Origin of the sequence: Haloferax denitrificans ATCC 35960, from assembly GCF_000337795.1 — an archaeon.
GTDB classification, from domain to species: domain Archaea; phylum Halobacteriota; class Halobacteria; order Halobacteriales; family Haloferacaceae; genus Haloferax; species Haloferax denitrificans.
On record NZ_AOLP01000019.1, the window covers coordinates 124,076 to 136,867 of the forward strand.

10 protein-coding genes and 1 pseudogene are annotated in these 12,792 nt (G+C 67.7%); 8 read left to right on the plus strand and 3 right to left on the minus strand.

What is annotated here, in order from left to right; translation table 11 throughout:
- Positions 1–33 precede the first annotated feature (33 nt).
- From folP to purH, 3 genes and pseudogenes are all read right to left on the minus strand, one after another.
- A pseudogene (gene folP / locus C438_RS16935) lies at positions 34–2,557 on the minus strand (dihydropteroate synthase).
- Positions 2,558–2,716: 159 nt separating this feature from the next.
- Positions 2,717–3,142 carry a universal stress protein gene (locus tag C438_RS16940; RefSeq protein WP_004970930.1) on the minus strand — a complete coding sequence of 142 codons (426 nt, stop codon included), beginning with the start codon at positions 3,140–3,142 and terminating at the stop codon, positions 2,717–2,719.
- A 317-nt stretch (positions 3,143–3,459) separates the two neighbouring features.
- Positions 3,460–5,037, minus strand: a complete 1,578-nt coding sequence (gene purH, locus C438_RS16945) for a bifunctional phosphoribosylaminoimidazolecarboxamide formyltransferase/IMP cyclohydrolase (protein WP_004970931.1) — start codon at positions 5,035–5,037, stop codon at positions 3,460–3,462.
- A 189-nt stretch (positions 5,038–5,226) separates the two neighbouring features.
- On the opposite strand from purH, the gene purB reads away from it, so the two are divergent.
- The 8 genes from purB (at position 5,227) to C438_RS16985 (ending at position 12,784) form a co-directional block, all read left to right on the plus strand.
- On the plus strand, positions 5,227–6,618 hold the full coding sequence (gene purB, locus C438_RS16950; protein ID WP_004970932.1) for an adenylosuccinate lyase: 1,392 nt from the start codon (positions 5,227–5,229) through the stop codon (positions 6,616–6,618).
- 321 nt (positions 6,619–6,939) lie between these two features.
- Positions 6,940–8,013, plus strand: a complete 1,074-nt coding sequence (locus C438_RS16955) for a glucose 1-dehydrogenase (RefSeq protein ID WP_004970933.1) — start codon at positions 6,940–6,942, stop codon at positions 8,011–8,013.
- Positions 8,010–8,642: a transcriptional regulator GfcR gene (gfcR, locus tag C438_RS16960; RefSeq protein ID WP_004970934.1), complete on the plus strand. Its 633-nt coding sequence runs from the start codon at positions 8,010–8,012 to the stop codon at positions 8,640–8,642. The genes C438_RS16955 and gfcR overlap by 4 nt, the downstream gene beginning before the upstream one ends.
- 83 nt (positions 8,643–8,725) lie before the next feature.
- On the plus strand, positions 8,726–9,070 hold the full coding sequence (locus C438_RS16965) for a glutaredoxin family protein (RefSeq protein ID WP_004970935.1): 345 nt from the start codon (positions 8,726–8,728) through the stop codon (positions 9,068–9,070).
- Positions 9,071–9,237: 167 nt separating this feature from the next.
- On the plus strand, positions 9,238–9,804 hold the full coding sequence (locus tag C438_RS16970; RefSeq protein ID WP_049918192.1) for a DUF7110 family protein: 567 nt from the start codon (positions 9,238–9,240) through the stop codon (positions 9,802–9,804).
- A 137-nt stretch (positions 9,805–9,941) separates the two neighbouring features.
- Positions 9,942–10,919, plus strand: a complete 978-nt coding sequence (locus C438_RS16975) for a phosphoadenosine phosphosulfate reductase family protein (RefSeq protein WP_004970937.1) — start codon at positions 9,942–9,944, stop codon at positions 10,917–10,919.
- Positions 10,920–11,041: 122 nt separating this feature from the next.
- Positions 11,042–11,995, plus strand: a complete 954-nt coding sequence (locus C438_RS16980; RefSeq protein ID WP_004970938.1) for a phosphoadenosine phosphosulfate reductase family protein — start codon at positions 11,042–11,044, stop codon at positions 11,993–11,995.
- Positions 11,996–12,073: 78 nt separating this feature from the next.
- A complete protein-coding gene (locus tag C438_RS16985; protein WP_004970939.1) occupies positions 12,074–12,784 on the plus strand; it encodes a diphthine--ammonia ligase in 711 nt (236 codons plus the stop codon).
- The last annotated feature ends 8 nt before the right edge of the window (positions 12,785–12,792 follow it).

Consider the following 12,792-nt stretch of genomic DNA (forward strand, 5'->3'; position numbering starts at 1 on the left):
AAAAAGTCGTCGTCGGTCGCCGGGCGTCAGGTCTCAGTCTTCGCGCTCGCCGTCGGCTTCGAACCGGGTGGGGTCCCGCGAGGCGAGCGCGACGTTCACGGCGGCGACGTTCTCCGGCACGTCGTGGACGCGGACGATGTCGGCCCCGCGGTCGGCGGCGATGGCCGTGCCCGCGACGGTCGCCGCGAGGTTGTCGCCCGGCTCCTCGCCGACGAGCGAGAACATCGACTTGTGGGAGTGGCCGACGAGAATCGGACAGCCGAGCGCGGCGAACTCGTCGGTGCGCCCGAGGAGTTCGAAGTTCTCGGCCTTCGACTTCCCGAAGCCGAGACCGGGGTCGACGATGAGGTTCCGCCGCGGAATGCCCGCCTTCTCGGCGAGCAACACCAGCTCGGTCAGCTCGTCGATGACGTCCTCGACCACGTCGTCGTAGTCGACCTCGCGGGACGGGTCGACCGGCGCGTCGATGCTGTGCATCACGATGACCGGCGCGTCGCGCTCGGCCGCGAGAAAGCGCATCCCGGGGTCTTCGAGGCCGGTCACGTCGTTGAGGATGTCCGCGCCGGCGTCGAGGGCGGCCTCGCCGACCGCGGCCTTCCGGGTGTCTACCGACACGAGCACGTCGAGGTCGGCGATGGCCTCGATGACGGGCGCGACGCGGCGAATCTCCTCGGCGACGGGCACCTCGGCCGCGCCGGGGCGGGTGCTCTCGCCGCCCACGTCGATGATGTCCACGCCGGCGTCGACCATCGCCCGCGCCTGCTCGACGGCGTCGTCGATGTCGTAGAACTCCCCGCCGTCGTGGAAGCTGTTCGGCGTCACGTTCAGGATGCCCATGACGGCCGTGCCGTCGCCCCACGGGTAGTCGCCGGCTTCGTCGCGGCCGGCGTCGCTCGCGTCGCCAGCGTCGCCGCCCTCGTCGTCTTCGCCGGCGTCGGCCGCCCCGATGTCGAGCGTCTCGCGAATCTCCTCGGCGACGCCCGCGAGCGCGTACGGCCGGGCTTCGAGGCCCGCCGTCAGGCGCTCGAACTGGTCGAGCGTCCCCGTCAGGACCACGTCGACGAGTTCGCCGCCGAACTCGTGGCCCGAGACGGCGCAGTCGCCGCCGACCGACAGCAGTTCCTCGCGGAGTATCCGGGCCTGCCGGCGCTGGACGCGGGTGTGGACCGTTCGGTTGACCGCCCGCTTCGCGCGCTCGCTTCGGTCGGCGGCGTCCGCGACGTTCGCGCGTTCGAGCGTCCGGCGGGCGTCGTCGAGGGTCCGGTGGGCCTTCGGGACGACCGCCCGCGTCCACGTCGTGCGGGCCTCGGCGACGACGTACAGCGACCCGACGACGAGCACGCAGTCGTCGGGGTCGGCGCGGGCGCGCGCCCGGTCGAGCGCCGAGGCGACCGCGCCGCCGGTCTCGACGTCGGGGCCGTCGAGTCGCTCGAAGACGGACGACAGTATCTCGGGGGGCCTCGCCCCGCGAGATATCCGCCTTGCAGGTGACGACCGACGCGACCTCCGGGAGCGCCCCGACCATCTCGCCGTGGTCCTTGTCGTGCATCGCGCCGTAGACGAGGTGGAGGTCGTCGTAGTCGAACTCGTCGAGGACGGTGGCGACCTGCGCGCAGGCGTCGGGGTTGTGCGCGCCGTCGAGGACGACCGTCGGCTCCGTGCCCATGACCTCGAACCGACCCGGCCAGTGGGCGTTTCGGAGGCCGCGGTGAATCGCCTCCGCGCCGATTTCGGGGCGGACCTGTCGGGCGAGCGAGACGGCGATACCGGCGTTTCGCGCCTGATACGCGCCCAAAAGCGGGATTCGAACGTCGAGCGTCTCGGCGTCGGTCTCGACGGTGACGGCGGCCTCCTGGTGGTTGACGCGGCCGCCGTAGGAGGCGCGAACGTCGGCGTCTGCGTCGGCGTCGCCGACGGTCAGCACGTCGCCGGCCTCCTCGCGGATGACCGACAGCGCCTCGCCGGTCGCCCCGGTCACGAGCGGCGCGTCGGCGGGCGCGACGGCGGCTTTCGTCTTGGCGATTTCCGCGACAGTGTCGCCGAGGACGGCGGTGTGTTCGAGCGAGACGTTGGTGACGGCGCTCGCGACCGGGTCGACGGCGCTCGTCGCGTCGAGTTCGCCGCCCATCCCGACTTCGAGGACCGCCACGTCGACGCCCGCGCGGTCGAAGTACCACAGCGCGAGGGCGGTGACGGTCTCGAAGAAGGTCAGCGGCTCGCCGTCGGCGGCCCGCTCGACGAGGTACGGCTTGGCTTCGGCCACGAACGCCGACAGCGCGGACTTCGGAATCTTCCGGCCGTCGACGCGGATTCGCTCCCGCACGTCGTCGAAGTGCGGCGAGGTGTACAGGCCGACGTGCGCGCCCGACTCGCGCAGTATCGCGTCGACCATCCGGGCGGTGCTTCCTTTGCCGTTCGACCCCGCGACCTGCACGAACGACACGTCTTCGTGGGGGTTGCCGAGGTGAGAGAGCAACCGCCGAATCGACTCGGTCCCCGGCTTGACCTGAAACCGCCGGAGGTCGAAAAGGAAGTTCACCGCCTCGTGGTACTCCATACGCGTGAGAAACCGGACGGTGGGCTTAGGCCTAACGCTCCACGTCACTCCTGCGACACGACGCCGGTCGCTGGGCAGACCAACCGCGGCGACGGGAGTTGTCGGCGACGCTCCGCGAGCGCCGCAGTCCGTCACTGGAGCGCCCCTAACGCACCCGGTTCAGTCGATATGGACGACCAGCACCGGGCGCTTGGCGTTCTCGATGACGCGCTCGGTGACGCTCCCGAGCGAGGTGAGCTTGTCGCGGCCGGTCCGCCCGTGGGTCCCCATCACGACCACGTCGACGTCGTGTTCGTCGGCGTAGTCGAGGATGACCTTGTGCGGGACGCCGTCTCGAACCGCCGTCGTCGCCGCGGTCTTCCCCTCGCACTTCGCGGCGCACCGCTCGACCGCGTCGACCGCGTCGTCGCGGAGCGACTGGATGACGGCGTCCTGTTGGTCGCCGCCGGCGGCGAGGTACACCCGCTGGTCGACGACCGACAGCACGTGAATCGTCGACTCCGCCCCGGCGAGTTCGAGCGCGTGCTCGATGGCCTGCATCGTCCCCTCGCTCCCGTCGGTGGGCACTAGGATGTCTTCGTACATACTCCTGTGTTCGCCTCGCCGACACTTGAAGCCACACCGTCGGTGTTAGGTCGTGGGAACGGACGGGCCGTGAAGAAAGCGAGGTTCTGAGAACAGGAGACAGACGTTCCCTCGCTCCGCTCGGTCGTGACGGAAATCGCGTGAGACTCACTGCGTTCGTCTCACTGACTTCCGTCACTCCTTCACGCTGTTCAGTCGTGACGGAAGCACCGGTGCACTCGCGTTGCTCGCGCACCGAACTTTAGACCCTCCCTCGCTTCGCTCAGTCGTGTCTAAAGCACCGTGTCCGCGCTACGCGCGGCCACGAGTTCCCGTCACTAATCGTGACGGAAACACCGCTGGCCGGTGAAGACCATCGCAATCCCGCGCTCGTCGCAGGCCTCGATGACATCCTCGTCGTTCACCGACCCGCCGGGCTGGATGACCGCCTCGATGCCCGCGTCGGCCGCCTTCTCCACGCCGTCCGGGAACGGGAAGAACGCGTCGGAGGCCATGACGGCACCCTGCGCGTCCTTGCCCTCGGCGTGTTCCTCGGCCTTCATCGCCGCGAGTTCGACCGCATCGACGCGGGAGACCTGCCCCATGCCGACGCCGACCGTCTCGGTGCCCTTGGCGAAGAGAATCCCGTTGGACTTCACGTGCTTCAGGACCTTCCACGCGAACAGCATCGTCTCCAACTGCTCGTCCGTGGGTTCGGTCTCGGTGACGACTTCGAGGTCGTCGAGCGTCGGCGTCCAGAGGTCGCGCTCCTGAACGAGTCGGCCGCCGACGAGCGCCTTCTCGGTGTAGGTCTCGGTCCGGTCGCCGAGTTCGCCCACGTCGAGGACGCGGAGGTTCTTTTTCTCGGTCAGCACGTCGAGCGCGTCGTCGGTGTAGCCGGGCGCGACGACGACTTCCTTGAACGAGTCGATGATGAGTTCGGCCGTCTCGGCGTCGCACTCGCGGTTGAGCGCGACGATGCCGCCGAAGGCGCTCATCGGGTCGGTGGCGAGGGCGTCGGCGTAGGCTTCAGCGAGCGTGTCGGCGGTGGCACACCCGGCGGGGTTCGTGTGCTTGATGACCGCCGCGGCCGGCTCGTCGAACTCCTTGATGATGTTCAGCGCGCCGTCGGCATCGTTGTAGTTGTTGTACGAAAGCCCCTTCGCGCCCTCGTTGAGCTGGGGCGCGCCGACGACCGACGCCTCGTCGCACGTCTCGTCCACGTAGACGGCGGCGTCCTGATGGGGGTTCTCGCCGTACCGGAGTTCGTCGTAGCGGTCCTCCGAGGTGACGCGGCGCTCGGGGAGGCCGGCGTCCACGTCGCCCTCGACGGTGACGGAATCGTCTTCGACCGTCACGCGGCCCTCGGCGAACCAGCGGACGGCGCGCGGGTAGGCCTTGAACTCGGCGTCGTAGAGGACGCGCGATTTGAGGTCGTCCGCGTCGTCGTCGGTGTACACCGGGACGGCCTCCTGTGTCACGATGGGGCCGGCGTCGACCTCCTCGTTGACGACGTGGACCGTACAGCCGGTGGTCTTGACGCCGGCGTCGAGGACCTGCTCGTGGGCGTCCATGCCGGGGAACGCGGGGAGGAGCGACGGGTGGACGTTGAGCGTCGTCGGCGCGGCGTCGAGGAACGTCGAGGTGAGCACGCGCATGTAGCCGTCGAGACAGACGATGTCGAAGTCGTAGTCCGCGAGGGCGTCGAGGACGCGCTCCTCGTGGGACTCGCGGGACTCGTCGTCGCCGCGTTCGACGACTTCGCTGGGGATGCCGCGTTCGTCCGCCCAGTCGACGACGGGCGCGTCGGCGCGGTTCGAGACGACGACGCCGAGTTCCGCCCCGCCGGGGGCGCGGTCGGCGACGTTGCGCAGGTTTCGTCCGCGGTTGCTCGCGAGACCGGCGATGGTGACCATGTGAGAATGGCGACCCGCGGCCCTCAAAGTGGTTGCGGTCCTCGACGCCGAGATGTACTCGATTGTGTATATGTCGAACCAACCACGGCCACAGAGTGCCGTTGAGTACGCACAGTCGTGCGTAACTGTCAGTCTCGCGGCGGCGACGAACCCCCGGCGTTTAACCTCCCCCATCGTGACGGCTCAGACATGACCGACGCCGACCGGCACGACCCGCTGTACGCGGTGTCCCCGCTCGACGGGCGATACGCCTCTCGAACCGCACCCCTCGCGCCGCACGTGAGCGAGGCCGCGCTCATGCGCGCCCGCGTGGAAGTCGAAGTGGAGTACCTCCTCGCGCTCGCCGACCTCGACGCGACGCCGCTTTCGTTCTCCGAGGTCGAGCGCGCCGACCTCCGGGCGCTCTACGAGGAGTTCGACGCCGACGACGCCGACCTCGTGAAGCGGCTCGAAGTCGAGGGCGCGGAAGGCTTCTCGGCGACGAACCACGACGTGAAGGCCGTCGAGTACTTCATCCGCACCGAGACCGACGAGTCGGTCCACCCGTGGATTCACTTCGGCCTCACCTCCGAGGACGTGAACAACCTCGCCCAGCGCCTCATGGTGAAGGGCGCGGTCGAGGAAGTCCTCGTGCCCGAACTCCGCGACACCCGCGACGAACTCGTCTCGCTCGCGCGGGAGTTCCGCGACGTGCCCATGCTCGCGCGGACCCACGGCCAGCCCGCGACGCCGACGACGTTCGGCAAGGAGATGGCCGTCTACGCCGCCCGCCTCGGCCGGACGCTCGCCCGCGTCGAGGCCGCGACCGACGACCTCGCCGGCAAGCTCGCGGGCGCGTCGGGCGTCTACGCGGCCCACGTCGCCGCCTACCCCGACGTGGACTGGCGGGCGTTCTCCCGCGAGTTCGTCGGGTCGCTCGGCCTCGACCACACCGCGCTCGCCACGCAGGTCAACCCCTGCGACGACCTCGCGGCGCTGTTCGACGCCGTCCGCGGCGTCAACAACGTCCTCGTCGACCTCGACCGCGACGCGTGGCTGTACGTCTCCGACCGCTATCTCGGACAGGAGGCCGTCGAGGGCGAGACCGGCTCGTCGACGATGCCGCACAAGGTCAACCCCATCGACTTCGAGAACTCCGAGGGCAACCTCTCGAAGGCCAACGCCGACCTGACGTTCCTCGCCGACTACGTGACGACCTCGCGCCTCCAGCGCGACCTCTCTGACTCCACGGTCAAGCGCAACGTCGGCGCGGCGTTCGCCCACTGCCTCATCGGCTACAAGAAGACCCAGACCGGCCTCGGGAAGGTCGTCCCGAACGAGCGGGTCATGCGCGACGAACTCGACGACACGCCGGCCATCATCGGCGAGGCCGTCCAGACGATTCTCCGCCGCGAGGGCGACACGCAGGCCTACGAGCGGGTGAAGGAACTCACCCGCGGCCGCGAGGTGACCCTCGACGACTTCCACGACCTGTTTGCGGACCTCGACGTGGACGAGGAGACCCGCGAGGAACTGCTCGCGCTCACGCCCGCGACGTACGTCGGTCTCGCGGACGAACTCGTCGACGACATCGACAACTGAGGAGTCGGGTCGGCGGGTCGGAAGGTAGCCGCCCGGCGAAGCGACGCGCCCGTTTTTCCCCGGTCTGCCGAACGCGCCGCTGAGCGGAGCGAACGTCAGGAGAAACCCGAATCCGCCTCAGAGGCCGATGGGCACGGGATATCGGCCTCGGCGCGGTTCAGGCACGGGTTCGGAGAGCGCCGGCACGGGTGGGCTGGACAGGCTGGTCCGCGCGATGCGGTGCGTCATGGGCTGGTGTGACGACGCTGGGCGCTCACCGTGGCTAAATTATTTACTCATCATAGAATAAGTCTTTTGGTGGGGTGGTGCGTTGGTGGGTGTATGAAAGCAATCGCCGTCGAGCGCGGGGCAGACAAGCCGGTCGTCATCGAGAAGCCGCGACCGGAACCCGACGCCGGTGAGGCGCTCGTCCGGACGCTTCGGGTCGGCGTGGACGGGACGGACCACGAGGTCATCGCCGGCGGCCACGGCGGGTTCCCCGAGGGCGAAGACCACCTCGTACTCGGCCACGAGGCGGTCGGCGTCGTCGTCGACCCGAACGGCACCGAACTGGAGGAAGGCGACGTCGTCGTGCCGACGGTCCGCCGCCCGCCGGCGTCGGGGACCAACGAGTACTTCGAGAAGAATCAGCCCGACATGGCTCCCGACGGGATGTACGCCGAACGCGGTATCGTCGGCGCGCACGGCTTCATGTCCGAGTACTTCACGAGCCCGTCCGACTACCTCGTCCGCATCCCGCGCTCGCAGGCCGACCTCGGCTTCCTCATCGAACCCATCTCAATCACCGAGAAGGCGCGCGAGCACGCCTACGCGAGTCGGTCCGCGTTCGACTGGAACCCCTCGTCGGCGCTCGTCCTCGGCAACGGGAGCCTCGGGCTCCTGACGCTCGCCATGCTGAGAGCCGACGACAAGGGCTACGAGAACCTCTACTGCCTCGGTCGGCGCGACCGCCCCGACCCGACTATCGACATCATCGAGAGACTCGGCGCGACGTACGTCGACTCCCGCGAGACGCCGGTCGAGGAGGTTCCGAACGCGCACGAGGGCATGGACTTCATCTACGAGGCGACCGGCTTCCCCAAACACGCTATCCAGTCGGTGCAGGCGCTCGCGCCCAACGGCGTCGCCGCGCTCCTCGGCGTCCCGAGCGACTGGAAGTTCGAGGTCGACGCCGGGGCGTTCCACCGCGAGATGGTGCTCCACAACAAGGCGCTCGTCGGAAGCGTCAACTCCCACGTCAGGCACTTCGAGGCCGCGACCGTGACGTTCACAAAGCTCCCGCGGTGGTTCCTCCGCGAGTTGGTCACCGGCGTCCACCCGCTTTCGGAGTTCGAAGCAGCATTCGAAGACGACGACACCACTATAAAAACCGCCATCGAATTCGGTACTGTATGAAGAACGTCGACGACCTCATCGCCAGCGCGGCTGAGCTCGCGGACCGCGGCCTCTCGAAAGGCGAGATTGCCGACGAGTTGAACGTCTCCCGCGAGACGGCCAGCTGGCTTGTCGAACGAAGCGGCGCGGCGACCGAACCCGAGCCCCGTGCGGAACCCGACGGCCCCGACGACATCCACGTCGACTGGAACGCCATCGGGAGCGGCGGCAAGCGCCTCACCTACGTCGGGCGCGCGCTCGCCGACCTGCTCATGGAGACGAACGGCGAGGCCGACGTGACCGTCGGCATCGAGAAGGCGGGGGTTCCGCTTGCGACCTCGGTCTCGCGCGAACTCGAAACGACGCTCGGCGCGTACTCGCCCGCGAAACACCAGTGGGACGAAGGCGACCTCGAAGACCTCGGCGGCGGCTTCTCCCGGAACTTCTCGCCCGTCGAGGGCCGCGACTGCTTCATCGTCGACGACACGGTGACGAGCGGTACGACGCTCCGCGAGACCATCGACGCCATCCGCTCCGAGGGCGGCGAGCCGCTCGCGTGCGTGGTCATCGTCGACAAGCAGGGCGTCGAAGAGATAGACGGCGTCCCCGTCCACTCGCTTATCAACGTCGTCCGCGTCGGCGAGCAGTAAGCCGCCGTCTCGGTCGGACGGCCCGGCGGTTCCGGATTGACCGCGACGCAACTCCTTTGTCCGCCCGGCCGCTAGCTGGGTGCATGACGTTCCAACCGGAGAGTTTGGACCCCGAAGAAGTGCAGACCCGCGTCGACGAAGCCGTCTCGGACAACCGCGTCGTCCTGTTCATGAAGGGCAACCGCCTGATGCCGCAGTGCGGCTACTCCGCGAAGGCGGTCGACCTCATCTCCCAGTACGTCGACGAGTTCGAGACCGTGGACGTACTCCCCGCGCTCCCGCACTACCGCGAGGCGCTCAAGGAGAAAAGCGACTGGGAGACCATCCCACAGACGTTCGTCGACGGCGAGTTCGTCGGCGGCAGTGACATCCTCGAAGAACTCGACGAGCGCGGCGAACTCGAAGCGACGCTGACCGGCGCGAACTGACCGCCGGGAGCGCCCCGACAGACCGCCCGACCGCGGCCGGACGGCGACTTCCTATCTTTCGGCTAACGAGAAGGGGAGGCCATATAAGCCTCGAACTCGTACATCCACACAGGTATCGCCATCCGGGTGCGCCCGCACCGTGGCTCTCGTCGATACCGAAGCCAACAATGTCAGGCCGCGTATATCGACTCCATTCGACGTTGGAACTGCCACTCGAAGACGTGATGGACTACTTCGAAAACGACCCAGAACTGCCGCCTGAGGTCGAGAACGTAGACATCACCCGCCGAAACAACACCCTCATCATCAAAGCCGTCTCCGCCGACGACAACCTCAGCAAGTACACGCCGACGGCCCAGTTGAAAGCGAGCGTGACGGAAAACCGCGTCTACGAAGAAGAGCCCCCCCGAGCGGGAGCGCCCAGCTGGGGAGATGAAGAAGAAGAAGAGATTCCCTCCGAACTCGTCGAGTTCGCCTGCTTCAAAGGCGACCTCGAAACCGTGCTCCAGAACACGGCGCTCCAGTACCCGATGTTCCTCGTCCTCCGCGAGATTGCGATGCTCTCGGAGAAGGGGACGCTGACCGCCATCACCGAGGAGAGCGACGAACTGCAGGCGACGCGCATCGTCGAGGGCGAGGTGCGTGCCGCCTCCGTCGAAGTCGTCGAGAACCCACAGCAGAACGGCTCGTCGGACAGCGGAATCAACTGGCGCGACAACAAGTTCATCTCCTAACTGCGTCGTATCTCCCCATCTCGTCACCGCCGAACCACGTGAGCCAGCGGCCCAAATCGTGTTCGGTGGTATCACGACGCACGCGACTTCTCGGGCAAAAAGCATTTACACCGCCTAATTAGATGTAATTACACACCATGTCGGAAGCCGAAGCCTTCCCGGACTACCTCGACGTCGACTACACCGACGGCGAGGGAGAAACGCCGGAGGACTACCCGAGTATCGAGGACAAAATCGAGAAGGCCATCGAGGTCACGAAGCAGGGGCTCGAACAGTACGAGAACCCCGCCGTGATGTGGACCGGTGGCAAGGACTCGACGCTCACGCTCTACTTCATCAAGGAAGTCGCGGAGCGCTACGACCTCGACGTCCCGCCGGCGGTCTTCATCGACCACTACCAGCACTTCGACGAGATCATGGACTTCGTCGAGCACTGGGCCGACGAGTGGGACCTCGACGTCATCTGGGCGCGTAACGAGGACGTCGGCGCGTACGTCGACGAGAACGGCCTCGAACCCGGCGACGACATCCCGGTTTCCGAACTCTCCGAGCACAACCAGCACCACATCCGCAACATCCTCGAGTACGAGGAGGACACGTTCCCCTTCCTGCTCGACACCTACGTCGGCAACCACCTGCTGAAGACCGTCGCGCTCAACGACACGCTCGAGGAGTACGACATCGACGGCGTCATCTCCGGCGTCCGCTGGGACGAACAGGAGGCCCGCGCCGACGAGACGTTCTTCAGCCCCCGTCACGACCCCGACATCTACCCCCCGCACGACCGCATTCAACCCATCCTCCAGTTCGAGGAGAGCGCCGTCTGGGACGCCTTCTGGTACTTCGCGGTCCCGGACACCGTCGAGAACTACCCCGAAGACGGCTACGTCCCGACGAGCGACACCGACCTCCCCGAGGGCGTCACGCAGGAGGACGTGCCCGTCTCGCCGAAGTACTTCGCCGGCTTCCGGAGCCTCGGAAGCGAGGTTTCGACCGACAAGTCCGCCGAGGAACCGGCGTGGCTACAGGACATGGAGAACACGACCGAGCGCGCGGGCCGCGCCCAGGACAAAGAGGACCTGATGGAGCGCCTGCGCGACCTCGGCTACATGTGACGACGGTCGATATCTAACGCGAACGTCGCCACGCGGTCACTTTTTCGCGGCCCCGCTTCGAGAGCGGCTGCGACCGTCTCACAGCGGAAACAGCGATATGCTCTGCGAGCGAGTTGTGTTGTGTGTCTCACACGTTCCCCGACTACCTCCACGTCGACTACGACGACGGCCGCGAGCAGACCGCCGCGGACTACCCGACGCTGGCGGACAAACTCGAAAAGGCGGCGGCGGTGACCGCGACCGCCCTCGAACAGTACGAGCGCCCGGCGGTCATGTGGACCGGCGGGAAGGACTCCACGGTCGTCCTCTACGTCGTCCGCGAGGTCGCCGCCGACATGGGTGTCCCCGTGCCCCCGGTCGTCTTCATCGACCACTTCGAGCACTTCGACGAGACCGAGGCGTTCGTCCGCGAGTGGGCCGACCGCTGGGACCTCGACCTCGTCGTCGCCCGCAACGAGGACATCGCACGTCTCGGCGCGTCACCCGGCGACGAGATTCCCGTCTCGAACCTCGGCGACGACACCCGACGCGAACTCGCCCGCCTCGGCTACGAGGGCGAGACCATCGTCCTCGACGCCGACAGCTTCGAGGGCAACCACCTGCTGAAGACCGTCGCGCTCAACGACACCCTCGAAGACCGCGGTTTCGACGGCGTCTTCTCGGGCGTCCGCTGGGACGAACAGGAGTCTCGCGCCGACGAGACGTTCTTCAGCCCCCGCCACGACTCCGAGAAGTACCCGCCGCACGACCGCGTCCACTCCATCCTCCAGTTCGAGGAGGCCGACGTGTGGGCGGCGTTCTGGGAGTACATCGTCCCCGACTCGGTCGAGGGCTACCCCGCGGGCCACGTCCCCGCGTCCATCGACGACCTTCCCGACGGCGTCGAACCCGCCGACCTCCCCGTCTCGCCGAAGTACTTCGAGGGCTACCGCTCGCTCGGCACCGAGTCCGGCTCGGGGAAGTCCGACGACCGCCCCGCGTGGGCGCAAGACCTCGGCGCGAGCGCGGAACGCGAGGGCCGCGCGCAGGACAAAGAGGACCTGATGGGTCGGCTCCGCGATTTGGGGTATATGTAGCCTCACGCGAGTCACGCAGACGCGGGGCCGCCGCGCGAACACCGTAGCGCCTAACTCCTCCAACACGCTATCGCCTCCATGACAGCCGAGTGGGTCAGCCTCTTCTCCGGCGGAAAGGACTCCTCGTGGGCGCTCTACCGCGCGCTCGAAGAGGGGTTGAACGTCACCCGCCTCCTGACCGTCCACCCCAGCGACGACTCGTATATGTACCACGTGCCGGCAACGGACCTTGCCGCGCTCGCCGCCGAGAGCACCGGTATCGAACTCGTGGAGGTCCACCCCGGCGACCTCGAAGCCACCGACGCCGCCGACTCCGGCGCGCAGGGCGACGCCGAACTCGAACCCCTCGAAGCGGCGCTGTCGGACCTCCAGTCCGACATCGACCTCGCGGGCGTCACCGCCGGAGCCATCGAAAGCGAGTTCCAGACCGACCGGATTCAGGCGATGTGCGACCGCCTCGGAATCGACCTGTTCGCCCCGCTGTGGCAGGAAGACCCCCGCGAACTCGGCGACGCCATGCTCGCGGCGGGCTTCGAAATCACCATCATCCAGGTCGCGGCTCACGGCCTCGACGAATCGTGGCTCGGCCGGACGCTCGACGCCGACGCGCTCGACGAACTGGAGGCGCTCAACGAGCGGTACGGCGTCCACATCCTCGGCGAGGGCGGCGAGTTCGAGACGCTCGTCACCGACGGCCCGCACATGGACCGCCCCATCGAACTGGAGTACGAGACGGAGTGGGAGGGGACCCACGGCAGGCTCCGCATCACCGACGCGTACCTCGGCTGAGAAATAAG